At 70.1% G+C, this 23,363-nt stretch carries 22 protein-coding genes and 2 riboswitches; of the genes, 16 read left to right on the top strand and 6 right to left on the bottom strand.

What is annotated here, in order from left to right; genetic code table 11:
* Positions 1 to 118: 118 nt before the first annotated feature.
* From ftsH to AC5L3X_RS02405, 7 genes are all read left to right on the top strand, one after another.
* Entirely contained in the window at positions 119 to 2,113 is a 1,995-nt protein-coding gene (gene ftsH / locus AC5L3X_RS02435) for an ATP-dependent zinc metalloprotease FtsH (protein ID WP_189122208.1), read from the top strand.
* The gene (folE, locus tag AC5L3X_RS02430) at positions 2,110 to 2,691 is read left to right on the top strand and encodes a GTP cyclohydrolase I FolE (RefSeq protein WP_189122207.1); all 582 of its coding nucleotides are present in this window, start codon (positions 2,110 to 2,112) and stop codon (positions 2,689 to 2,691) included. The genes ftsH and folE overlap by 4 nt, the downstream gene beginning before the upstream one ends.
* A gap of 104 nt (positions 2,692 to 2,795) precedes the next feature.
* Positions 2,796 to 3,659, top strand: a complete 864-nt coding sequence (folP, locus tag AC5L3X_RS02425) for a dihydropteroate synthase (protein ID WP_494854757.1) — start codon at positions 2,796 to 2,798, stop codon at positions 3,657 to 3,659.
* Entirely contained in the window at positions 3,656 to 4,102 is a 447-nt protein-coding gene (locus tag AC5L3X_RS02420; RefSeq protein ID WP_189122206.1) for a nuclear transport factor 2 family protein, read from the top strand. Before folP ends, AC5L3X_RS02420 begins: the two co-directional genes overlap by 4 nt.
* Positions 4,092 to 4,457 (top strand): dihydroneopterin aldolase, encoded by a 366-nt coding sequence (folB, locus tag AC5L3X_RS02415; RefSeq protein WP_189122205.1) that lies wholly within the window; start codon positions 4,092 to 4,094, stop codon positions 4,455 to 4,457. The genes AC5L3X_RS02420 and folB overlap by 11 nt, the downstream gene beginning before the upstream one ends.
* Positions 4,454 to 4,966, top strand: a complete 513-nt coding sequence (gene folK / locus AC5L3X_RS02410) for a 2-amino-4-hydroxy-6-hydroxymethyldihydropteridine diphosphokinase (protein ID WP_494854755.1) — start codon at positions 4,454 to 4,456, stop codon at positions 4,964 to 4,966. Before folB ends, folK begins: the two co-directional genes overlap by 4 nt.
* A 17-nt stretch (positions 4,967 to 4,983) precedes the next feature.
* Positions 4,984 to 5,418 (top strand): DUF3180 domain-containing protein, encoded by a 435-nt coding sequence (locus tag AC5L3X_RS02405; protein ID WP_308015907.1) that lies wholly within the window; start codon positions 4,984 to 4,986, stop codon positions 5,416 to 5,418.
* A gap of 83 nt (positions 5,419 to 5,501) precedes the next feature.
* On the opposite strand, the gene AC5L3X_RS02400 is transcribed toward AC5L3X_RS02405, so the two are convergent.
* On the bottom strand, positions 5,502 to 6,581 hold the full coding sequence (locus tag AC5L3X_RS02400; protein WP_494854752.1) for an acyltransferase family protein: 1,080 nt from the start codon (positions 6,579 to 6,581) through the stop codon (positions 5,502 to 5,504).
* Entirely contained in the window at positions 6,578 to 7,723 is a 1,146-nt protein-coding gene (locus AC5L3X_RS02395) for an NADH-quinone oxidoreductase subunit D (RefSeq protein WP_189122200.1), read from the bottom strand. The genes AC5L3X_RS02400 and AC5L3X_RS02395 overlap by 4 nt, the downstream gene beginning before the upstream one ends.
* 123 nt (positions 7,724 to 7,846) lie before the next feature.
* On the opposite strand from AC5L3X_RS02395, the gene AC5L3X_RS02390 reads away from it, so the two are divergent.
* Positions 7,847 to 8,536 carry a DoxX family protein gene (locus AC5L3X_RS02390; RefSeq protein ID WP_494854750.1) on the top strand — a complete coding sequence of 230 codons (690 nt, stop codon included), beginning with the start codon at positions 7,847 to 7,849 and terminating at the stop codon, positions 8,534 to 8,536.
* A 5-nt stretch (positions 8,537 to 8,541) separates the two neighbouring features.
* Here the strand turns inward: AC5L3X_RS02390 and AC5L3X_RS02385 are convergent, their stop codons facing one another.
* Positions 8,542 to 9,891, bottom strand: a complete 1,350-nt coding sequence (locus tag AC5L3X_RS02385) for an aminotransferase class V-fold PLP-dependent enzyme (protein WP_494854748.1) — start codon at positions 9,889 to 9,891, stop codon at positions 8,542 to 8,544.
* Between the two features lie 43 nt (positions 9,892 to 9,934).
* Positions 9,935 to 10,050: riboswitch (SAM riboswitch) on the bottom strand.
* A gap of 117 nt (positions 10,051 to 10,167) precedes the next feature.
* Between AC5L3X_RS02385 and AC5L3X_RS02380 the strand changes: the two genes are divergently transcribed.
* The gene (locus AC5L3X_RS02380; RefSeq protein ID WP_189122197.1) at positions 10,168 to 10,908 is read left to right on the top strand and encodes a TerC family protein; all 741 of its coding nucleotides are present in this window, start codon (positions 10,168 to 10,170) and stop codon (positions 10,906 to 10,908) included.
* Complete coding sequence (locus tag AC5L3X_RS02375; protein WP_494854746.1) at positions 10,908 to 12,095, top strand: cytochrome P450; 1,188 nt, start codon at positions 10,908 to 10,910, stop codon at positions 12,093 to 12,095. The genes AC5L3X_RS02380 and AC5L3X_RS02375 overlap by 1 nt, the downstream gene beginning before the upstream one ends.
* 49 nt (positions 12,096 to 12,144) lie before the next feature.
* Here the strand turns inward: AC5L3X_RS02375 and AC5L3X_RS02370 are convergent, their stop codons facing one another.
* A complete protein-coding gene (locus tag AC5L3X_RS02370; protein ID WP_494854744.1) occupies positions 12,145 to 13,107 on the bottom strand; it encodes an SAM-dependent methyltransferase in 963 nt (320 codons plus the stop codon).
* 404 nt (positions 13,108 to 13,511) lie between these two features.
* Between AC5L3X_RS02370 and AC5L3X_RS02365 the strand changes: the two genes are divergently transcribed.
* The 5 genes from AC5L3X_RS02365 to lysX all read left to right on the top strand — a co-directional run bounded on the left by AC5L3X_RS02365 (position 13,512) and on the right by lysX (position 20,274).
* On the top strand, positions 13,512 to 14,402 hold the full coding sequence (locus AC5L3X_RS02365; protein ID WP_189122194.1) for a Rossmann-like and DUF2520 domain-containing protein: 891 nt from the start codon (positions 13,512 to 13,514) through the stop codon (positions 14,400 to 14,402).
* A 48-nt stretch (positions 14,403 to 14,450) separates the two neighbouring features.
* Positions 14,451 to 15,284 (top strand): pantoate--beta-alanine ligase, encoded by an 834-nt coding sequence (gene panC, locus AC5L3X_RS02360; protein WP_494854743.1) that lies wholly within the window; start codon positions 14,451 to 14,453, stop codon positions 15,282 to 15,284.
* A 71-nt stretch (positions 15,285 to 15,355) separates the two neighbouring features.
* Positions 15,356 to 17,869 carry an L-aspartate oxidase gene (locus AC5L3X_RS02355; RefSeq protein ID WP_494854742.1) on the top strand — a complete coding sequence of 838 codons (2,514 nt, stop codon included), beginning with the start codon at positions 15,356 to 15,358 and terminating at the stop codon, positions 17,867 to 17,869.
* Positions 17,870 to 17,872: 3 nt separating this feature from the next.
* Positions 17,873 to 18,655: a type III pantothenate kinase gene (locus AC5L3X_RS02350; protein ID WP_494854740.1), complete on the top strand. Its 783-nt coding sequence runs from the start codon at positions 17,873 to 17,875 to the stop codon at positions 18,653 to 18,655.
* Positions 18,656 to 18,792: 137 nt separating this feature from the next.
* The gene (gene lysX / locus AC5L3X_RS02345; RefSeq protein ID WP_494854739.1) at positions 18,793 to 20,274 is read left to right on the top strand and encodes a bifunctional lysylphosphatidylglycerol synthetase/lysine--tRNA ligase LysX; all 1,482 of its coding nucleotides are present in this window, start codon (positions 18,793 to 18,795) and stop codon (positions 20,272 to 20,274) included.
* Between the two features lie 60 nt (positions 20,275 to 20,334).
* On the opposite strand, the gene AC5L3X_RS02340 is transcribed toward lysX, so the two are convergent.
* On the bottom strand, positions 20,335 to 21,417 hold the full coding sequence (locus tag AC5L3X_RS02340; RefSeq protein ID WP_494854738.1) for a cytochrome P450: 1,083 nt from the start codon (positions 21,415 to 21,417) through the stop codon (positions 20,335 to 20,337).
* 283 nt (positions 21,418 to 21,700) lie between these two features.
* On the opposite strand from AC5L3X_RS02340, the gene AC5L3X_RS02335 reads away from it, so the two are divergent.
* Positions 21,701 to 21,913, top strand: a complete 213-nt coding sequence (locus tag AC5L3X_RS02335) for a LuxR C-terminal-related transcriptional regulator (RefSeq protein ID WP_043615366.1) — start codon at positions 21,701 to 21,703, stop codon at positions 21,911 to 21,913.
* 63 nt (positions 21,914 to 21,976) lie between these two features.
* Here the strand turns inward: AC5L3X_RS02335 and AC5L3X_RS02330 are convergent, their stop codons facing one another.
* Positions 21,977 to 23,017 carry a C40 family peptidase gene (locus AC5L3X_RS02330; protein WP_494854737.1) on the bottom strand — a complete coding sequence of 347 codons (1,041 nt, stop codon included), beginning with the start codon at positions 23,015 to 23,017 and terminating at the stop codon, positions 21,977 to 21,979.
* 5 nt (positions 23,018 to 23,022) lie between these two features.
* Positions 23,023 to 23,171, bottom strand: a riboswitch (cyclic di-AMP (ydaO/yuaA leader).
* Positions 23,172 to 23,363: the final 192 nt, after the last annotated feature.

The raw sequence follows: 23,363 nt of genomic DNA, 5'->3' as shown, positions 1-23,363 counted from the left end.
CGCGCGTCCCCTTCGGGTAGTCAGAAGTCGCGGCGCCGGATGTCGCGGCCCCGGGCGCTCCCCGGGGTTCCAGGCCATGGTCAGGAAGGGACGGGCCCGCAAGGGGGTTCCGCATCGGATGGATCTCAAGCGATTTACACGTGGGCCACTGCTGTGGATCCTGGGCATCGTCGTGCTGCTCCTGCTCGTCACCCAGCTCTGGAGCGGCGGCGGTAATTTCAAGCAGGCCGACACGTCCACGGTCCTTCAGCAAATTCGCACTGGAAACGTCAGCAACGCGAAGATTGTCGACAAGGACCAGCGCATAGAGCTCACGCTCTACAACGCGATCCCGGTCAAGCCGGGTGACACCCCCACCAAGACGATCCAGTCCGACTGGGTCTCCGGTTACGGGCCCAAGCTGACCGAGGAGCTGCAGACGCAGTTCCAGGCCGGCAAGACCAAGAGCTTCACGACCGAGGTGCCCCAGGACAGCATCCTGGTCAGCATCCTGGTGAGCTTCCTGCCCATCGTCATCATCGTGCTGCTCTTCCTGTTCATCATGAACCAGATGCAGGGCGGCGGCTCGCGGGTGATGAGCTTCGGCAAGTCCAAGGCCAAGCTGATCACCAAGGACACCCCCAAGACCACCTTCGCCGACGTCGCGGGCGCCGACGAGGCCATCGAGGAGCTCCAGGAGATCAAGGAGTTCCTGCAGGCCCCGGCCAAGTTCCAGGCGATCGGCGCGAAGATCCCCAAGGGCGTGCTGCTGTACGGCCCGCCCGGCACCGGCAAGACCCTGCTCGCCCGCGCGGTCGCGGGTGAGGCGGGCGTGCCGTTCTACTCGATCTCCGGCTCCGACTTCGTCGAGATGTTCGTCGGCGTCGGCGCCTCCCGGGTCCGCGACCTGTTCGAGCAGGCCAAGGCCAACGCTCCGGCGATCATCTTCATCGACGAGATCGACGCCGTCGGCCGCCACCGCGGCGCCGGCCTGGGCGGCGGTCACGACGAGCGTGAGCAGACGCTCAACCAGCTGCTCGTCGAGATGGACGGCTTCGACGTCAAGGGCGGCGTGATCCTGATCGCCGCGACCAACCGGCCCGACATCCTCGACCCGGCGCTGCTGCGTCCCGGACGGTTCGACCGGCAGGTCACCGTCGACCGTCCCGACCTCGAGGGCCGCAAGGGCATCCTCAAGGTCCACGGCCGCGGCAAGCCGTTCGCGTCCGACGTCGACCTCGACGTCATCGCCCGCCGCACGCCCGGGTTCACCGGTGCCGACCTCGCCAACGTGATCAACGAGTCCGCGCTGCTGACCGCGCGGGCCGACCAGAAACTGATCACGATGGAGACCCTCGAAGAGGCGATCGACCGCGTCATGGCAGGGCCCGAGCGCAAGACCCGGGTCATGTCCGACAAGGAAAAGAAGATGATCGCCTACCACGAGGGCGGTCACGCGCTGGTGGCCCACGCGCTGCCCAACTCCGACCCGGTGCACAAGATCACGATCCTGTCCCGCGGCCGCGCCCTCGGCTACACGATGACGCTGCCGATGGAGGACAAGTTCCTGGCCACCAGGTCCGAGATGATGGACCAGCTCGCCATGCTGCTCGGCGGCCGTGCGGCGGAGGAGCTTGTCTTCCACGAGCCCACCACCGGCGCCTCCAACGACATCGAGAAGGCCACGGCCGTCGCCCGCCGGATGGTGACCGAATACGGCATGAGCGAGCAGCTCGGCGCCCGTAAGTTCGGCACCGGCCAGGCCGAGGTCTTCCTGGGCCGCGAGATGGGGCACGAGCGCGACTACTCCGAGAAGATCGCCTCGACGATCGACGAGGAAGTCCGCCGGATGATCGAGTCGGCGCACGACCAGGCGTGGGACATCCTGGTCGAATACCGCGACGTGCTCGACAACCTGGTGCTCGAGCTCATGGAGAAGGAGACGCTCTCCCGCGACCAGGTGCTGCGCGTCTTCGCACCCGTGGTGGTCAAGGAACACCGGCCGTCCTACGCGGGCTACGGCAAGCGGCTCCCGTCCGACCGGCCGCCGATCCTGACCCCCAAGGAGCAGTCGGGCAACGGCTCGCTCCCCACGGGCCACCAGGACGCGCTGCCTTCCGGAGACAGTGCGTGACGTCTCAGCACGAGGTCGATCTGGGCCGGATCGAGAAGGCCGTCCGGGAGATCCTCTACGCCATCGGCGAGGATCCCGACCGTGACGGCCTCCTCGACACCCCCTCGCGGGTCGCGCGGGCCTACGCGGAGCAGTTCTCGGGCCTCGGTCAGCAGCCCGAGGACGTCCTCACCAAGGTCTTCGACGTCGACCACGACGAGATGGTGCTGGTGAAGGACATCGAGGTCTACTCGACCTGCGAGCACCACCTCGTGCCGTTCCACGGGCAGGCCCACGTCGGCTACATCCCCAACGAGAAGGGGCAGGTCACCGGCCTGTCCAAGCTCGCCAGGCTGGTCGACGTCTTCGCCCGCCGGCCGCAGGTGCAGGAGCGGATGACCTCGCAGATCGCCGACGCCCTGATGCGGGTGCTGGAGCCGCGCGGGGTCATCGTCGTGGTGGAGGCCGAGCACCTGTGCATGACGATGCGCGGAGTCCGCAAGCCGGGCGCCAAGACCGTCACCTCGGCGGTCCGCGGCGACTTCCGCACCAGCGACAAGACCCGGGCCGAGGCGATGTCCCTCATCCTCCACAGCTGACGCGGCGACGCTCGGCCGGCCACCCGATGGCCGCGTGGGATTCGTTATGCACAATGGGGGACCCATGACATCAACGGGTATGAACAAGAGCCTAGGCTTGGCCCATGACAAGCCTGCCGACTAGCGTGCCGGGGCTGGCCGCCGAGGAGCGGTGTCTCGTCATGGGCGTGGTCAATGTGACGCCTGACTCGTTCTCCGACGGCGGTGAGTGGTTCGACGAGACGGTCGCCATCCAGCACGGGCTCGACCTGGTCGCGCAGGGGGCCGACATCGTCGACGTGGGCGGCGAGTCCACCCGGCCCGGCGCCGCCAGGGTGCCGCTCGACGAGGAGCTGGCCAGGGTGGTGCCCGTGATCAGGGCGCTCAGCGCGGAGGGTGTGGCGGTCAGCGTCGACACGATGCGCGCCGAGGTGGCCAGAGCCGCCGTCGCCGTCGGGGCCAGGCTGGTCAACGACGTGAGCGGCGGCCTGGCGGATCCGGCCATGCCCCGCGTGGTCGCGGCCACCGGCGTCCCCTACGTGGTGATGCACTGGCGCGGCCACAGCCACGACATGGACAGCAGGGCCGTCTACACCGACGTGGTCACCGAGGTGCGCGAGGAGCTGGCCAAGCGGGTCGATCTGGTGCTCGCCGAGGGTGTGTCCGAGGACCAGATCGTGATCGACCCCGGGCTGGGCTTCGCCAAGAACGCCGCCCACAACTGGGCGCTGCTGGCCGGCGCCTCCCAGCTGGCCGAGCTCGGCTACCCGCTGCTGATCGGGGCCTCGCGCAAGAGGTTCCTGGGGCGGCTGCTGGCCGGCGCCGACGGCAGCCCTCGCCCGTTCGGTCGCAGCGACGACGCCACCGTGGCCGTGACGGCGCTGGCCGCGCACGCCGGGGCCTGGTGCGTCAGGGTTCACCAGGTAGGTCCCAACGCCGATGCCGTGCGCGTGGCCGCCGCATGGAAGAGAGCCGGAGCCAATACATGAGCGTCGACACCGCTGCCATCGAGACGGTCAACCAGGATTTCTACACCGCCATCGAGGACGCCGACCTCGACAGGATGACCGAGATCTGGGCCGAGGACACCGGCGACGAGCAGGTCAGCTGTGTTCACCCGGGCTGGACCCTGCTGGCCGGGCGGTCCGAGGTGCTGCGCTCGTGGGCGCTCATCATGGCCAACACCACCTACATCCAGTTCGTGCTGACCGACGTCCACACGACTGTGCTGGGCGACGTGGCCGTCCTCACCTGCGTCGAGAACATCCTGACGGCCGGCGAGGAGGGTGAGTCCAGCTTCGCCGCGGGCAAGGTCGTGGCCAGCAACGTCTACATCCGGACCGCTCAGGGCTGGCGGCTGTGGATGCACCACGGCTCGCCCGTGCTCCAGGGCGACGAGGACGAGGAGGAGGAAGGCGAGCTTGAGCGCTGATCGCATCGCGCTGACGGGCCTGCGGGCCCGTGGGCGGCACGGCGTGCTGGCGGCCGAACGTGAGCTGGGGCAGGAGTTCGTCATCGACGCGACACTGTTCCTCGACACCCGGCCCGCCGCACTGACCGACGATCTCAGCAAGACCGTCCACTACGGAGAGCTCGCCCAGGCACTGGTCAAGGTCGTGGAGGGGGAGCCCGTCCAACTGATCGAGACGCTGGCGCAGCGCCTCGCCGACGTGTGCCTGGCCGACGAGCTGGTGCGCTCGGTCGAGGTGAGCGTGCACAAGCCGGCGGCGCCGATTCCGCTACCCTTCGACGACGTCACGGTGACGATCGAGCGGAGCCGCCCATGAAGGCAGTCCTCTCTCTCGGCAGCAATCTCGGCCAGCGGTTCGACACGCTGCAGGGGGCCATCGACACACTCTTCGACGCTCCGGGCCTGGAGTTCGTACGAGCGTCGCCGGTCTACGAGACCGATCCGGTGGGAGGTCCTCCCGGGCAGCGGCCGTTCCTCAACGCGATCGTGATCGCCGAGACCACGCTGGAGCCGCGCACGCTGCTGGAGCGGGCGCAGGGAGTCGAGAACGCGTTCGGCCGCGAACGCCTGGAGCGTTGGGGGCCGCGTACGCTGGACATCGATCTGATCATGGTGGGTGACACGGTCTGCGACGACCCAGAGCTGACCCTGCCGCATCCGCTGGCGCACGAGCGGGCGTTCGTGCTCGCGCCCTGGGCGGACGTCGACCCCGAGGGTGAGCTGCCCGGGCGCGGCCCGATCACGGCACTGCTGGCCGGGCTGACCGAGCCCGACGAGCAAGGTGTGCGGCTGCGGGCCGACCTCGATCTGCAGAGCCCCGATTGAGGCCCACCCGTCCCGGCGTGCTCGTCGGTCTGGTCCTGGTCGCCGCCCTGATCACCTGGCTGGTGGTCAGGCAGGTCTACGCCGGGCTGCCGGTCCTGCCGTGGACCGCCATCCCGACGGTGCTGCTGCTGGCCGTCGGTGAGGGTTACACCGCGTGGATGACCAAGGCCAGGATCGACCGCAAGCCCAATACCAAGCCGGTCGAGCCGATGGCGGTGGCGCGGCTGGCTGCCCTGGCCAAGGCGTCGGCCTACGTGGGAGCGGTGTGCGCCGGCCTGTTCGCCGGGTTCGCCCTCCACACGGTTCAGTTGCTCACCCGGGACACGCCGCGGCTCGAGTTCTTCATCTCGCTCGGGTCGTTCCTGTCCTGCGTGGCGCTCGTCTGTGCCGCTCTGCTGCTGGAGCACGCCTGCCGCATTCCGAAGGCCCCGGAGGATCAGAGCCCCAAATAACGCGCGACGGCATGCTCGACCGCGGCGAGTTGCATGTGCCTGCTTGAGCCAGACCTCACGCTCGAGTTTTGTCTTGCAGATGTTCAACGGCGGCGGCCGAAGAGGTAGATGACGGGGAGGGTGCAGAGCAGGGGGCCCACGATGGCGATGGGGCGTTCCAGCCACCACTTGAGGTCGGGCGGCACCTTCTCGCCCAGGGTGCCGAAGAGCCACCACGAGACCCCCAGCGAGATCGCCATGCCCGTTGTGTGAAAGAGGAAGAGCGGCAGGGCGAAGCGGTTGATGGTGTGGTTGGCGCGCTGCCAGCCGGGCCGTTCCAGGAGGCGTTCCATCGACGGCCGCAGCACCTCGACCAGGCCGATCTGGAAGATGAGCAGGGCCACGATGACGAACGTGGGCGGGGCCATGTTCGACCACTTGTCGCCGGGCACGCCCACCATCGAGCCCGGGTAGATGCCCGAGTAGACGAGCCCGAACAGCGCGAACAGCCCTGTCCACAGCAGTCCGACGTCATAACGTCTGGGCAGGGCGACGATCCGTTGGTAGAAGAAGCCCGCTTGGTGGGCCAGCCCCCAGACGATGATCATGTTCAGCCAGCCGACCCAGTCGACGCCGTAGCGGAAGCGCACCACGTCGACCACCAGCGCCGCGCCGCCGAACCAGATGAGCGTGAGCACGTCGTAGCGCCGGTGCAGCCAGAGCGCCAACGGCAGCAGCACGATGAGCACCAGGTAGACGCCGAGGAACCAGAGCGGGCTGAGCACGAGCAGCACCACCCGCCACATCCAGTCGACCCCGAACACCCAGGTCACGACCGCGCCGATGGCGACCCAGACGCCGGATAACGCCAGCGCGGGCACGGCCAGCGCGCGGATGCGCCGCCAGACGAACGCCCCGATGCCGACGCCGCGCCCGTGAGCCCGGTTCCAGGACAGCAGGTGGACGTGGCCGCCGACGTAGAAGAACAGCGGCAGCACCTGCAGCAGCCAGGTGAGGATCCACAGGCCGGAGGTGAAGCCGAGCGGGCTGGTCGGCACGGGGCCGCCCGGCTCCCACTGCAGGATCGTGAACGCCCAGTGCCAGACGACCACGACGATCAGGCTCAGCGCGCGGAGCCAGTCGACGTACTGGTCGCGCCGAAGGGGAGGGTCGGCCGCCGTCACTTGTCGATGTCACCCACGACGAAGAACATCGAGCCGAGGATGGCCACCATGTCGGCCACCAGGTGGCCGGGCAGCATCTCGCGCAGCACCTGGATGTTGTTGAAGGAGGCCGAGCGCAGCTTGAGCCGCCACGGCGTCTTGTCGCCCCTGGACACGAGGTAGTAGCCGTTGATGCCGAGAGGATTCTCGGTCCAGGCGTACGTGTGGCCCTCGGGCACCTTGAGCACCTTGGGCAGGCGCTGGTTGATGGGCCCGGGAGGCAGCGAGCGGAGGTGTTCGACGCAGGCGTCGGCCAGGTCGAGCGAGACCTTCAGCTGGTCGAGCAGCACCTCGAAGCGGGCGTGGCAGTCGCCGGCGGTGCGGGTGACGACCTTGACGGGCAGCTCGGGGTAGGCGAGGTAGGGCTGGTCGCGGCGCAGGTCGAAGTCGACGCCCGAGGCCCGGGCGATGGGGCCGCTCACGCCGTACTGCATGATCTGCTCGCGACCGAGCACGCCGACGCCCTTGGTGCGGGCCCGGAAGATCTCGTTGCCCAGAATGAGGTCCTCGATGTCGGGGACGCGGCGGCGGGTCTCGGCGACGGCCTCCGACACCCGGTCGAGCCAGCCGAGCGGGAGATCCTCCTTGAGGCCGCCGACCCGGTTGAACATGTAGTGCATGCGTCCGCCGGAGATCTCCTCCATGACGCCCTGGACGCGTTCGCGCTCGTTGAAGGCGTAGAAGAGGGGGGTGATCGCGCCCAGCTCCAGGGGATAGGAGCCGAGGAACATCAGATGGCTGAGCACGCGGTTGAGCTCGGCCAGCAGAGTGCGCGCCCAGACGGCCCGGACCGGCGGCTCCATGCCCAGCATGCGTTCGGCGGCGATGACCACGCCCAGCTCGTTGGCGAAGCCGGACAGCCAGTCGTGCCGGTTGGCCAGCATGATGATCTGGCGGTAGTCGCGGACCTCGAACAGCTTCTCAGCGCCCCGGTGCATGTAGCCGATGATCGGCTCGGCGGTGGCGATGCGCTCGCCGTCGAGCGTGAGCCGCAGCCGCAGGACGCCGTGGGTGGACGGGTGTTGCGGGCCGATGTTGAGGATCATGTCCTCGGTCGCCAGCTCCTTGGCGCCCGCACCGATCCCCACCACGCGTTCCGTCATAGGGCCCATGCTGCCACCGGCCGCGGTGGGGGGCCAGCCGGGCGAATGGTCAAGGAACGGTATGGGAGTGCATCGCAGAGTCGGACATGGGGATGATAAACGGGAATGGAGGGAGAAATCGCCATGAAAAGATCTCTCTTCGACCTAGCTGCCCTGATCTCGCGGGTGACCATCGGCGTGATCTTCATCGCTCATGGATGGCAGAAGTGGCAGGCCGGTCTCGGCGCCACGGCGCAGAACTTCACGCAGTCGGGGGTGCCGCTCCCGCAGTTGGCCGCCGGGTTCACCATGGTGGCGGAGATCGTGGGAGGCGCCCTGCTGATCCTCGGCCTGTTCGTCCGGCTGGCGGCCCTGGCGCTGCTGATCGTCAGCGTCGGCGCGCTGGTCTTCGTCCACGGTTCGCAGGGAATCTTCGAATGGGAGCTGGTCGGCTCGCTGGCCGCGATCTGCCTGCTGTTCCTCGCCGTGAGCGGCGGGCGGCTCGGCCTCGACGGCCTGCTCCGCCGGATCCACCGCAGACGTGCCGAACGCGAGCTCGCCGAGAACGGCACGACCACGCGGACCTCGTCCGCGACGACCAGGCCCGCGCCCACATCGCGTGAGAGCACACCCGGCGGGACCGCATCCGGGGGGACCGCATCCGGGGGGACCGCATCCGGGGGGACCGCATCCGGCGAGACCCCGACGCGTCCGATGAACGTGCCGAGACAACCGAGGGCGCCCAGATCGGTCAGCGACCTGAGCGACCAGGACATGCGGGACATCGACGCCATCATCGACGAGCCGACGAAGCGGCGGCCGCCCAACCGTTGAGCGGCCTAGCGGCCGGCGAGGTCGCGCAGGGCTCCGATGAGGCGGTCCACGTGCTCCTCGGTGCTGCCGATGCCGATCGACGCGCGCACCGCGGCGGCCGCGCCGTCCTGGCAGCCGCCGCCGGGCTCCTGGCCGCGCCCGCTTCGGCTCTCGCCGGCTCCCGCGTCGCCCGCCTCGTCCGAGCCCCCGCGCTCGGGCCTGCCGAGCAGGTGGCGGACGAACGGGTGCGCGCAGAACTTGCCGTCCCGTACGCCGATCCCGTAGTCGTCGGAGAGCGCTTCGGCGACCTCCCGGGCGGAGTGGCCGTCCACGGTGAACGAGACGATGCCCACGCGCGGGTGGTCGGGCCCCCACAGTGACAGCTCGCGTACACCCTCGATCGAGGCCAGCCCGGAGCGGAGCCGGGCGATCAGCCGCTCCTCCTCGCGGACCAGCGCGGTCCACCCCGTGGCGGACAGCGCGTCGCAGGCGGCGGCCAGCGCGATGGCGCCCAGCACGTTGGGGGTGCCGGCCTCGTGGCGCGGCTCGGGGTCGTCGTGCCACTCGGGCTCGCCGTCCACCGAACGCACCGCGCCGCCCCCCTTCAGGTACGGCTCGCCCGCCGCCAGCCAGTCGCGCCGCCCAATCAGCGCCCCGGCGCCGAACGGCGCGTAGAGCTTGTGCCCGGAGAAGACCACGTAGTCGAGGTCGAGGGCGGTCAGGTTGAGCCGCCGGTGGGGCACCAGCTGGGCCGCGTCGACCAGGATGCGGGCGCCGTGGCGGTGCGCGACGTGGGCCAGGGCGGCGATCGGCCAGAGCTCGCCGGTGACGTTGGAGGCGGCGGTCACCACGAGCAGTTTCGGCCCGTCCGTGGCGGCCAGCGCCTCGTCGGCCGCGCGCACGGCCTCGCCGGGGAAGGCGGGGGGCGCCAGCCGTACCGTGTGGGGCCAGGGCAGGAGCGAGGCGTGGTGCTCGGTGTCGAAGACGACGGTGGTCGTGCCGGCGGGCAGGCAGGAGGCGAGCAGGTTGGTGGCGTCAGTGGTGTTGCGGGCGAAGATCACGGCGTCGTCGGGGCGGGCGCCGACGAAGGCTCGTACGGTGTGGCGGGCCTGCTCGTAGCGGGTGGTGGTGAGCTGGGAGGCGTAGCCCGCGCCGCGGTGCACGCTGGAGTAGGCCGGGAGCGCGGCGGCGACGGCCGCGTTGACCGGCTCCAGACAGGGGGCGCTCGCGGCGTAGTCGAGGTTGGCGTAGCCGACCAGCCGGCCGCCCCTGACCGGGACCTCCAGGTCGGCGCCGAGCACGGCCGGGATCGGGCGGCGGCCGTCCTCGACGGGCGCCTCGGCGGGCACGGAGTTGAAGATCGTCAAGGTGGACACGGCGAACCTCCTGAGGGCCGTCGGACCCCTGGAGCAGCCATGGAGCCCGCGCTTGCCCGCCACACCTCGTGACGGACCAGGTCTTCACCCGGGGCACCCCGCCGCGGACGCGAGGGTTGCCGGCCAGCGAGCCGGGGCTTGGCGCTGGCACTCATGACCTACGCCCGCACTATAACCGAACCGCCACATTCGTTGGCAATCCGGTGAACTTCTGAAGCGGCTGGCTCGTTGGTACCCCCGACATCCCGACATCCCCGAGGCCGTGGAGGCAGACAGATGCTGGACTGGGTGGCCGACCCACAGATCTGGATAGGCTTCTTCACCCTGGTGGCCCTGGAGATCGTCCTGGGCATCGACAACATCATTTTCATCTCCATCCTGGCCGGGAAGCTCCCGCCCGAGCAGCGCGACAGAGCGCGCGTTCTGGGCCTCGCGGCGGCTCTGATCAGCCGCCTGCTCCTGCTGCTGGCGCTGTCGTGGGTGGTGCGGCTGACCGAGCCGTTGTTCGAGGTGCTGGGCCACGAGATATCCGGGCGCGACCTGATCCTGCTGCTGGGCGGGTTGTTCCTGCTGGCCAAGAGCGTCACCGAGATCGGGCACAGCATGGAGCCCAAGCACCAGGACGGCCGGACGCGGGCCGCCGCCTCGTTCGCCTCGGTGATCGCGCAGATCATGGTGCTCGACGTGGTGTTCTCGCTCGACTCGGTGATCACCGCCGTGGGCATGGTCGACGAGCTCGGCGTGATGGTGGCGGCGGTCGTCGTGGCGGTGCTGGTGATGCTGTTCGCCTCGGGGCCGATCAGCAGGTTCGTGGACCAGCACCCGAGCATCAAGATGCTGGCGCTGGCGTTCCTCGTGCTGATCGGCGTGGTGCTCATCGCCGAGGGTCTCGACCAGCACATCCCGAAGGGCTACATCTACTTCGCGATGGCGTTCTCGGTCATCGTCGAGCTGCTGAACATCCGGATGCGCGGCAAGCACTCCAAGCAGGAAGAACTTCCTTCTAAGATGAAATAGTGCGCTTTGATCCTTGGAATCCGGATTTTGTGGCCTACCCCTACGACGTCTACGCCGACCTGAGGCGGGCGGCTCCGGTCAGCTTCTTCGAGCCGACCGGACAGTGGCTGATCTCTCGGCACGCCGATGTCAACGCCCTGCTCCGGGACCGCCGGCTGGGCCGCTCCTACCTGCACGTGGCCACCCACGAGGAGTTCGGCCAGCAGGCCGAGCCGGAGTTCCAGGAGCCGTTCTGGCGGGTGGTCAGGGCCGGGATGCTGGACGTCGAGCCGCCGGTGCACACCCGGCTGCGCCGTCTGGTCTCCAAGGCGTTCACCCCGCGCATGGTCGAGTCGCTGCGCCCCCGCGTGCGGGCCATCGCCGGCGGGCTGATCGACACGTTCGTGGAGAAGGGCGGCGGCGACCTGATCGCCGAAGTGGCGGAGCCGCTGCCCGTGACGGTCATCGCCGAGATGCTGGGCATCCCGGAGGCCGACCGCCACCTGCTGCGCCCCTGGTCGGCCGACATCTGCGGAATGTACGAGCTCAACCCCTCGCCGGAGGCCCAGCACACGGCGGTCCGGGCGGCCGACGAGTTCGCCGGCTACCTCAAGGACCTGGCCCGCGAGCGCACCGCCCGTCCGGGAGACGACCTGATCAGCGCGCTGGCCGCGATCGACGAGCTCACCGAGGACGAGCTGATCGGCACCTGCGTGCTGCTGCTCAACGCGGGTCACGAGGCCACCGTGAACGTGACGGGCAACGGCTGGTGGTCGCTGTTCAGAAACCCCGCCGAGCTCGTACGGCTGCGCGAGGACCGCGGCCTGCTGCCCACGGCGATCGAGGAGCTGATGCGGTGGGACACCCCGCTGCAGATGTTCGAGCGGTGGGTGCTGGAGGACATCGAGGTCGGCGGGGTGGAGATCCCGCGCGGGGTCGAGGTGGCGCTCCTGTTCGGCTCGGCCAACCGCGATCCCGAGGTCTTCGACGATCCCGACCGGCTCGACGTGGGCCGGGCGGACAACCCGCACATCTCCTTCGGCGCGGGCATCCACTTCTGCCTCGGCGCGCCGCTGGCCCGTATCGAGCTGCTGGAGTCGTTCGGGGCGCTGCTGGACCGGGCGCCCAAGCTGGAGCTGGTGCGCGAGCCGGTCTGGAAGCCGGGCTACGTCATCCGCGGCCTGGAGTCCCTGGAACTCGCCGTCTGAACAGGTCCTCGGAGCTCCCCGTCCAACAAGTTTCTTCGGACCGCGCCGTCTAACGGGTCTGGCTGAGCCAGCCGAAGCCGCCGAGACCGCGTGGGTCGATCAGCTCGGCCTCCTCGGAGGCCCGGGCCAGCGCCCGGAGGTAGCCGCGCGGATCGTGCTTGGCCAGGTCGAGCGGCGGTCGCGCGCCGGTGACCCCGAGCGAGCGCAGCTCGTCGCGCTGTGTGGACAAGGCTGTGGATATCGCGCCGGCCCGCTCACCGGCCTCGGCGCACGCGTCGAGGGCGACGTGGGCGGTGATGTCGCAGGTGCCGTCAGGGATGGGCGTCACGACGGAGCCGTCGCGGTATCCGGTGAGCGTGCCATGGGTCGGACGGTTATCCACAGGGTGTGCATAATCGACGGCGACCGCCCGGCCGTGTGTGAGCCGCCGCATCACCGCCGCCCAGGCCGCGTCGCGGGGGTGGCCGATCTCGGCGCGGGACCCCACACAGGACAGCGGCCACCACCGGTCGATCCACTCGCGGTCGGCGGCCCCGACCGGCTCACCCAGCCGCTCGGCGCCGGTGCGGAGGTCGACCATGACCAGCCGCGGCCCGTCGGGGGTCTGCTCGGCCACGTCGAGCGGGATGTTGTCGAGCCACTCGTTCGCGATCGCCAGGCCGATGATCCCGGACGGGATGGCGGCGGTCCAGCTGATCGAGCCGTCCAGCCCGGCGGGCCGGGGGGAGAGGTCGACGGCCGTGATGCGCAGCCTGTCGCGCAGGGCGGGCTCGGCGGCGTCGAGAACGTGGCCGACCAGGAGGCCCTCGCCGGCGCCGAGATCGACGAGATCGAGGACGGGCGGCGTCTTCAGCTCGGCGTCGACCTCGGTCAGCAGCGCCAGGACCGCCTCGGCGAACACCGACGAGGCGGCGACCGAGGTGCGGAAGTGGCCCGATGGCCGTTCGCGGAGGTAGAAGCCGCCCTCGCCGTAGAGCGCGTGCTGTGTCGCGGCGCGCCAGGTGAGCCACATTCCTGGACTATCTCATGACCGGTCGTTGGAGACGTGAAGTTAACGAGCGAACACTCTTGGTCACGCCGTTGCGCTACCGTGTACGCGTTCGTGAGAGCTCGGGCGGCCCTGTCCAGCCTGTCCGAGCTCCCATTCCCGGCCGGTCAGTCGGCGGCTGGCCGGCCCAGGTGCGCACCTCCAAGGGGGTCGCACGACGCGGGCGTCGGGTCCGGTTCGGGGACTCGGCGCCCGCTCCTCCGCGATGCCCCCTCTCCTCATCTCTTCCGACAGGGGTGCACCGTTTTGTCTGCCCTTGTGTGATATGTCACTAACTCAACATGCGGCAAAACCCCAGTCACGTACGCAACTCCCCACAGTGGTTACGCTGGTCGGCAGTGCCATCGGGTCGACAGGGGTGGGACGTCATGGACGCAGGTGATCGCCCGGCACGGCTGGCCGTCGGCGTGCTGGGGGCAGGAAAGGTGGGCTCCGCGCTGGGCGCGGCGCTCGCGCAGGCGGGGCACCGGATCGTCGCCGCGAGCGGGGTGTCCGACGCCTCGCATCGTTGGGCCACCGACCGGCTGGGCGTCACACCGACGCGCCCCGAGGAGGTCGTCACCGCCGCGGAGCTGATCCTGCTGACCGTGCCCGACGACGCGCTGCCCGATCTCGTCAACGGGCTGGCCACGACCGGTGCCGATCTCAAGGGCAAGCTCCTGGTGCACACCAGCGGGGCCTACGGGCTGTCGGTGCTCGATCCGGCCGCCAGGGCCGGCGCCCTGCCGCTGGCCCTGCATCCCGTGATGACGTTCACCGGCAGGGACGACGACCTCAACCGCATCACCGGCTGCTCGTTCGGGGTGACCGCGCCCGATCCGCTCCGGCCGATCGCCGAGGCGCTGGTCATCGAGATGGGCGGCGAGCCGGTCTGGATCGCCGACTCCGACCGGGCGCTCTACCACGCGGCGCTGGCCGGGGCCGCCAACCACATGGTCACCCTGATCGCGGAGTCCTCCGAGCTGCTGCAGCGCATCGGCGTGGACCATCCGGGCCGGATGCTCGGCCCGCTGCTCGGCGCCGCGCTCGACAACGTGCTCAGGCTCGGCATCGCCGCGCTCAGCGGTCCCGTCGTGCGCGGCGACGCGGGCACCGTACGCAAGCACGTCGACGCCCTCATCCTGGCGGCTCCCGAGGCGGCCGACGCCTACATCGCGCTGGCCAGGCTCACCGCCGACCGCGCGCTCGCGGCGGGGCTGCTCAAGCCGGAGGAGGCCGAACGCCTGCTCGACGCGCTGGGTGGCAACATATGGACCTGACCGTGACCCGCATGGCACGGATCCGACCGCCGCCTCCGGAGGCACCACATGGCCCTGATCGTCGCCCGCAACCGCGCCGACCTGCGTAAAGCACGCGGTGACGGACCTGTCGCCCTGGTCCCCACCATGGGGGCGCTGCACGAAGGGCACCGCTCGCTGATCCGCGACGCCCGGGCCCGTGCCGCCCAGGTGGTGGTCAGCATCTTCGTCAACCCGCTGCAGTTCGGCCCGCACGAGGACTTCTCGCGATACCCGCGCACCTTCGAGGCCGACCTGGCCGTCTGCGAGGCCGAAGGAGCCGACGTGGTCTTCGCCCCGTCGGCCGAGGACATGTACGCTCCCGACCGCCAGGTCAGCCTTCACTCCGGCGAAATGGGGCGGATCGTCGAGGGTGCCGCCAGGCCGGGCCACTTCGACGGCATGCTCACGGTCGTGCTCAAGCTGTTCAACCTGGTCCAGCCCGACCTCGCGGTCTTCGGCCAGAAGGACGCCCAGCAGCTCGCGATGATCCGGCGGATGGTCGCCGACCTCGACCTGGACATCGAGATCGTCGGCGCACCCACGGTCCGCGAGCCCGACGGCCTGGCCCTGTCGAGCCGCAACCGCTACCTGTCGGCGGCCGACCGCCAGGTAGCGCTCGCGCTCTCCCGGGCCCTGCGCGCCGGGGCGGCGCAGGCCGCGTCGCCGAAGATCCTGGGGGCCGCGCGGGCGGTGCTCGACGCGGCCGCGCCGGCGCTCGACCTCGACTACCTGGTGCTCGTCGATCCGTCCACCTTCGCCGAGGTGGGGGAGTCCTACTCCGGCGCCGCGGTGCTCGCGGTCGCCGCCAGGGTCGGCGCCACCCGGCTGATCGACAATGTCGTCGTGTCCGTCGGCGGCTGACCCCGGGCATGCCCCATGAGTCGGCAGGCGTTATCGTCATAGTGACGAAATCGCCTCGATGAGGAGACTCCATGAGCGCACCGGCGATTCCCCTGCGGCTGACGGCCCCGGCACCGGGCTGGATCGTCGAGGCGGACGTGGTCGTCGTGGGTTCCGGCATCGCCGGGCTGACGGTGGCCCTGCGTCATGCCGAGCTCGACCCCACGGCCAAGATCCTGGTCGTCACCAAGGACGTGCTCTCGTCCGGCTCGACCAGGTGGGCGCAGGGGGGCATCGCCGCCGTGCTCGCGCCCGACGACTCGACCGACGAGCACCTGAACGACACCCTGGTCGCCGGGGTCGGCCTGTGCGACGTGGGGGCCGTGCGCACGCTGGTGACCGAGGGCCCAGGCGCGCTGCGGCGGCTGATGGACCGCGGCGCGCTGTTCGACCGGACCGCCGGCGGAGAGCTCCAGCTCACCAGGGAGGGCGGCCACCGCCGCGACCGCATCGTGCACGCGGGCGGCGACGCCACGGGCGCCGAGGTGCAGCGCGCGCTGGTCGAGGCGGTGCGGGCCACCACCGCGATCGAGGTGATCGAGCACGCGCTCGTTCTCGACCTGCTCAAGGACGCCCGCGGCCGGGCCCGTGGCGTGACGCTGCACGTCATGGGCGAGGGCGCGCGTGACGGCGTCGGCGCGGTGCACGCCAGGGCGGTGGTGCTCGCCACCGGCGGCATGGGGCAGGTCTACGCGGCCACGACCAACCCCGTTGTCTCCACGGGCGACGGCGTGGCGCTCGCGCTGCGGGCCGGCGCCGAGCTGCGCGACCTGGAGTTCGTCCAGTTCCATCCCACGGTGCTCTGGCTCGGCGAGGGCTCGACCGGCCAGCAGCCGCTGATCTCCGAGGCGGTCAGGGGCGAGGGCGCGTTCCTGGTCGACCACGAGGGCAACGCGTTCATGCGCGACGCGCACGAGCTGGCCGACCTGGCCCCGCGTGACGTCGTGGCCAAGGCGACCATGCGGACGATGCGGGCGACCGGGCGGGACCACGTCCACCTCGACGGCCGCCACTTCGGCGAGCACAGGTGGCGGACCAGATTCCCCACCATCTACGCGATCTGCCGCGACAACGGCATCGACCCGGCGACCGAGCCGATCCCCGTCGCCCCGGCGGCCCACTACGCCAGCGGCGGCATCCGTACGGACCTGAGGGGCCGTACCTCCATCGAGGGCCTCTACGCGTGCGGCGAGGTCGCCTGCACCGGCGTGCACGGCGCCAACCGGCTCGCGTCCAACTCCCTGCTCGAAGGGCTCGTCTTCGCCGAGCGCATCGCCGAGGACATCCACGCCGTACGGCCCGCGCCCGGCGAGCCGGTGGCCGGCCGGACGACCACCGGCCTGGTCGACCCACGGGCGCGGACCCGGATCCAGGCCCACATGAGCACGGGAGCGGGCGTGCTGCGCGGCCGCGAGTCGCTCACGGCCACCGCCAGGGCGCTGCGCGACGCCCGCTGGACCCCCGTCCACGTGCCTCCGTGCACCGAGTCCTGGGAGGCGACCAACCTGCTCACGGTGGCCACCGTCCTCACCGGGGCGGCCCTGGCGCGGCTGGAGACGCGCGGCTCGCACTGGCGCGAGGACTTCCCCGATCGCGACGACAATGACTGGCTGGGGCACCTGGACGTGACCCTGACGGAGGAGGGCCTGACGATGACCTACACGCCGCACGGCGACGCCGCGCCGCCGCGCCTGACCCAGGAGCTCACCGCGTCGGGGCTGGATCCGGCCGAGGTCGGCGCGGTCGTCGACCGGGCGCTCGCCGAGGACCTCACCGAGGCCGGTGACGTCACGAGTGAGGCGACCATTCCGGCCGGGCAGCGCTCCACGGGCGACGTGGTGGCCCGCCGGGACGGCGTCGTCGCGGGCCTGGGCGTGGCCGAGGTGGTGTTCCTCCGGTTCGGGGTCCGCGCCGAGCGCAGGGCCAAGGACGGTGAGCGGGTCCGGGCGGGTGACGTGCTGATGACGGTCGAGGGGCCGACGCGTGGCCTGCTGACGGCCGAGCGCACCGCCCTCAACCTGCTCACCCATCTGTCCGGCATCGCCACCCTGACCGGCAGGTGGGTGGAGGCGGTCAGCGGCACCGGCGCGCGGGTGCGCGACAGCCGCAAGACGCTGCCGGGCCTGCGGGCGCTGGAGAAGTACGCGGTGCGCTGCGGAGGCGGCGTCAACCACCGGATGTCCCTGTCGGACGCGGCCCTGATCAAGGACAACCACGTGGTGGCGGCGGGCGGCGTGGCCGAGGCGTTCCGCGCGGTGCGCGAGCGCTTTCCGGAGCTGCCGATCGAGGTGGAGGTCGACCGGATCGACCAGCTCGAGCCGGTGCTCGACGAGGGGGCCGAGTTGATCCTGCTGGACAACTTCACGATCGAGCAGACCGCGCTGGCCGTACAAATAGTGAAAAACCGGGCGAAACTGGAGGCGAGCGGTGGGCTGACCTTGGAATCGGCCCGGGCTGTGGCTGAAACTGGCGTTGACTACCTTGCGGTGGGAGCGCTTACGCACTCGGCGTCGGCCCTGGACATCGCACTTGATCTACGGGGGTAACCGATGCTGCTCACGATCGACGTCGGCAACACGCACACGGTGCTCGGCCTGTTCGAGGGCGAGGAGGTCATCGAGCACTGGCGGCTGGCCACCGATGCCCGCCGCACCGCCGACGAGCTCGCGGTCGTGCTTCAGGGGTTGCTCGCCCAGTCACCGTTGCTCAAGGGAGCCGACGTCAGCGGCATCGCGATCTGCTCGACGGTGCCCAGCGTGCTCAACGAGATGCGCGAGATGTGCCGCCGCTACTACGGCGACGTGACCGCGGTGATCGTGGAGCCCGGCGTGCGCACAGGTGTGCCGGTCCGGATGGACAACCCCAAGGAGGTCGGCAGCGACCGCATCGTCAACGCGTTGGCCGCCATCGACCAGTACGGCGGCCCCTGCATCATCGTTGACTTCGGCACCGCGACCTCGTTCGACGCGGTGTCGGCCAAGGGCGAGTACATCGGGGCGGTCACCGCGCCCGGCATCGAGATCTCGGTCGACGCGCTGGCCGCGGCGGGCGCCCAGTTGCACAAGGTCGAGCTGGTCAGGCCCCGTTCGGTGATCGCCAAGAACACCGTCGAAGCACTCCAGGCCGGCATCATCTACGGTTTCGCGGGCCAGGTCGACGGCATCGTCGAGCGGATGGCGGCCGAGCTGGCCGAGGACCCCGACGAGGTGACCGTGGTGGCCACCGGCGGCCACGCGGCGCTCGTGGTGGGCGAGTCGCGCTCGATCGACGTGCACGAGCCGTGGTTGACGCTGATCGGCCTGCGGCTCGTCTACCACCGCAACACCGCCTGAGACCGAACAAGCGGCCCCCCGCTCGGGAAGGGGGCCGCCTGAGCTCGTGGAACATTGGTAACGGAGAGTTCTTGCGGCGTTCCTGCAGCGACCCGACGAGTCCTTGCAGTTCGCCATATCCCCTACGCTTTGATGCTGTGAGCGACGAACTTCCCGAGCAGATGCGCATCCGGAGGGAGAAGCTCGACCGCCTTCGCAGCGAGGGCGTCGACCCTTACCCGGTGAACTACCCGCGTACGGCCACCAATGCCGAGGTCAGGGCCCGATACCAGGGGCTGGAGGCCGACACGGCGACCGGTGACGAGGTGGCGGTCGCGGGCCGCGTCATGCTCAACCGCGTGGGCGGCAAGCTGTGCTTCGCCACGCTCCGCGACGGCAGCGGCGATCTGCAGGTCATGATCTCGCTCGACAAGGTGGGCGAGGAGTCGCTGGCCGCCTGGAAGCGCGACGTCGACCTCGGCGACCACGTGGGCGTGACGGGCGAGGTCATCACCTCCCGGCGCGGCGAGCTGTCGATCCTGGCCGACGCCTGGCAGATCACCGCCAAGTGCCTGCGCCCGCTGCCGGAGAAGCACGTCGGCCTCACCGACCCCGAGGCGCGGGTGCGCCAGCGCTACGTCGACCTCATCGTCAACGACGAGGCCCGCGAGATGGCCCGCGTCCGCAGCGCCACCGTGCGCGCGGTGCGCGACTTCTGGCACGAGGAGGGCTACCTCGAGGTCGAGACGCCGATGCTGCAGCCGATCCACGGCGGCGCCGCGGCCCGGCCGTTCAGGACCCACATCAACGCCTACGACATGGAGCTCTACCTCCGCATCGCGATCGAGCTCTACCTGAAGCGGCTCGTGGTCGGCGGCATCGAGAAGGTCTTCGAGATCAACCGCACCTTCCGCAACGAAGGCGCCGACTCCACGCACAACCCCGAGTTCACCATGCTCGAGGCCTACGGCACCTACCTCGACTACAACGACATGGCCGACCTGACCCAGCGGATGTACCAGAAGGCCGTGGTGGCGGCGCTGGGCACCAGCGTGGTGGTGCACGAGGGCGTCGAGGTCGACCTGGGCATCTCCGAGTGGCCGCGGGTCACCCTGTACGGCTCGGTGTCCGACGCGGTGGGCGAGGAGATCACCACCGACACCCCGCTGGAGCGGGTCCGCGCGCTGGCCGACAAGCACGACGTGCACTGGGACGCCAAGTGGGGCCAGGGCAAGCTGGTCCAGGAGCTGTTCGAGGGGCTCGTCGAGCACACGATCGTCCAGCCCACGTTCGTCATGGACTACCCGCTGGAGACCTCCCCGCTGACCCGCCAGCACCGCGACAACCCGCTGCTGACCGAGAAGTGGGACCTCATCGGCTTCGGCAGCGAGCTCGGTACCGCCTACTCCGAGCTCATCGACCCGATCGAGCAGCGCCGCCGCCTGGTCGAGCAGTCGCTGCTGGCGGCGGGCGGCGACCCCGAGGCCATGCAGCTCGACGAGGACTTCCTGCAGGCCCTCGAATACGGCATGCCGCCGACCGGCGGCATGGGCGCGGGCATCGACCGGATGATCATGGCCTTCACCGGCCGCAACATCCGCGAGACCATCCTGTTCCCCCTGGTCAAGCCCACCCGCTGAGCGTCAAGCCCAGCGTTGAGCGTCAAGCCCAGCGTTGAGCGTCAAGCCCAGCGTTGAGCGTCAGGCCCGCACGCTGAGCGCCCGCACCGGCAGGCTCGCGAGGCCGCGCAACACCAGGTTCGCCTTGTACGGCGGATCAGGATCGACGAGCTCCAGCTTGGGCGCCGCCCGGGCCAGGGCCCGCAGCGCGATCTCGCCCTCCAGCCGGGCCAGCGTCGCGCCGAGGCAGAAGTGGATGCCGAGCCCGAAGGCCAGGTGCCTGCCCGGGCCGCGCGTGGGGTCGAACCGGTCGGGGTCCGCGTACTCCGCCGGGTCCCGGTTGGCGGCGCCGATCAGCGCGAGCACGGGGGTGCCCGCCGGCGTCGGCGTGCCGCCCAGCTCCGTGTCCCGCAGCGCGGACCTGAGCGTCAGCTGGACCGGCGGGTCGTACCTCAGCACCTCCTCGACGACCTCCCGGGGGTGTTCGGCGGCCAGGGGCAGCGCGCCGTGCCGCAGCAGGGCGAGCACGCCGTTGGCGATGAGGTTGACGGTCGTCTCGTGACCGGCGACAAGGAGCAGAACACAGGTGGCGAGCAGCTCGGCCTCGGTCAGCTCCTCGACCTGGGCGAGCGCGCTGAGCAAGTCGTCGCCCGGCCGGCTGCGCCTCTCCTTGATGAGCCCCCGGAAGTAGTCGCCGAACTCCAGCCGGGCGCGCTCGCTCTCCGACATCAGCTCGGTGGACAGCAGCGGGTCAAGGCCGCGGGCCAGCGCCTCGCTCCAGCCCTGGAAGCGTCCGTGATCATCGGCGGGCACACCGAGCATCTCGGTGATCACCATGACCGGCAGCGGGTAGGCGAACCCGGAGACCAGGTCGCCCTCCTCGGGCAGCGCGGTGATCAGCTCGGCGGTGATCGCCTCGATCCGCGGCCGGAGCCGTTCGATCATTCGTGGGGTGAAGGCCCTGCTGACCAGGCCGCGAAGGCGCGTGTGGTCGGGCGGGTCCATGCGCAGGAACGATGGCACGCGCTGCTCCGGATCGGCCGTCCTGAGCGGATTGGAGTCGTGGCCGAAGGCCGGGTGGCGCAGCAGGGTCGAGCAGTGCTCGTACGTGGTCGCCACCAGGAGCCCGCCCCGGGTGCGGAGCAGCGCGCCCTGCTGCCGCATTTCCCGATAGTGCGAGTAGGGATCGCGTAGAAACTCCGGATCGAACGGATCAAAACCCAGGAGGTCGGTCGCGCTCGTAGACGAGCTGTAAGGGTCACTGTGGCCGCTCATCGCGCTCCGAAGTGTAGCGACATATCACGAGTACTTCATATATAACGGATCATGTCAATGTATAGGTCAAGTGCAGGGATTATCGCGCTTGACGACCTTTCAGATATGCGTTTACCGTCTGCGGGACGAGCAGGTGGTTCGGGGAGAATCGCTGTTGGGGGGAGGGCTCCCGATGGATGTGCTCACCGAGGGTGTTGAGCTGAGCCATGCCGACTTAGCGTTGCTGGCGGAGCTTGCCAAGGGAGTCACGGTCGATCGGGTCGGCAGACGGCTGGATATCAGCGGCCGTACGGTCCGCCGCAGGCTGCGAGGGATCTGCGACCGCATCGGGGTGGCCACGGCGATCGAGGCCGTGGCCTGGGCGGCGCGCCGCCAGCTGATCTAGCGGAGAACCGGCGCCCGGTCGCCGGAGCCTCGCCGTGAGATCGGGTGCCCTGGGTGAAGGCGCTCAGTCGGCAATGCGTACGGCGCCGGCGAACGGCCGCCGGGCGATCGACGCGATGCGCACGACGTCGCCGGTGCGGGGCGCGTGGACCATCATGCCGCCGCCGAGATAGATGCCGACATGGTGCAGGTCGCTGTAGAAGAACACCAGGTCGCCCGGCCGCATCTCCTCTTTGGAGACATGCCGGCCGGCGGTCCACTGGCTGCCCGTGTAGTGCGGCAGCGAGATGCCGACTCGCTGGTAGGCGGCCATGACCAGGCCGGAGCAGTCGTAGCCGCTCGGCCCCTCGGCGCCCCAGACGTAGGGCTTGAGCTGCTGCGTCAGCGCCCACCTGGCGGCCTCGGCGGCCTTGCCGCTGCCCGCGATCGGCAGGTTGACCCGCACGGCGCGGGTGCCGGGACGGCCGGCCTCGCCGAGCGCGCGGTTGAACAGGTTGCTCTCGACCTTGGCGACCAGTGTCACGATCTTGTCGCGCTTGCCGCCGAGGTCGTCGACGAGTTTCCGCACCTCGTCGATGCGCGAAGCCGCACTGTCCCTGGCCTGCTCGGCCGTCGCCCTGGCCCGGTTGACCTGGTTGACCTGTTCGCCCTGCTGCTGCTCCAGGGCGTAGGTGGTGGCGGCGCGGTCGAGGAACCGCTCGGGGTCGTCGGAGCTGATCAGGGCCATGGCCCGGCCGAGGCCGCCGGTCATGTACTCGTTCTGGGCCAGCAGGCTGGCCTTGGCGCGCTTGGTGGCCAGGTCGGTCTCGCTGGCGGCCAGTGTCTTCTTCGCGGCCGCGGCCGACTTCTGGGCGGCCTTGAGCTTCTCGCGCTGGCCGTTGTACTCCTCGGTCAGCGTCGCGATCCGCGTGTGCATCTCCTCGACCTGCTTGGACAGCTCGCTGAGGGATGGCGTGGGATCGGCGGCGACCGGAGCCGCGGGGAGGGCGAAGACGAGCGCGGCGATGGCGGCGCCGAGGACGGCGAACCGGCGGGGCCCGGAATGTTCCGGGGGGCGGGCGTGCTCGCCCGCGATCTTCCTCCCGCGATCGCGCGTGCGCTTCACCGACCAGCTCCTCTCATCGACGCCTACCGGGTTAGCTGACGGGTTCGGGCCGGAGCAGCCCTACCGAGCGTCGCGCTCGGATTCACCCCAGTGGTGGTTGGCGGCCACCGGCGGGTCCCCGGCTCCCCCGTGGGGGATTGGGCGCGTCTCCACGCGGCGATCGCATGGGTGACATCGTCGCTGGACATTAGTGCACCTTGGGTTCTTGCTCAACCAGAACTGCCAACTCGGTTGAGATTGCGCCACCGATGGGTCACAAGGTGATGTCGGGCCCAGGCGACCCTGACTGATTTTATGCCGCGTTTGCCCCTGCTTGAGCTGGCCTTGTCCTTCTGGGAGTGACATG

It is taken from the genome of Nonomuraea sp. CX421 (assembly GCF_059358955.1).
Note: the sequence above shows the minus strand (reverse complement) of the source record. Positions and strands in the feature narration are given on the sequence as shown.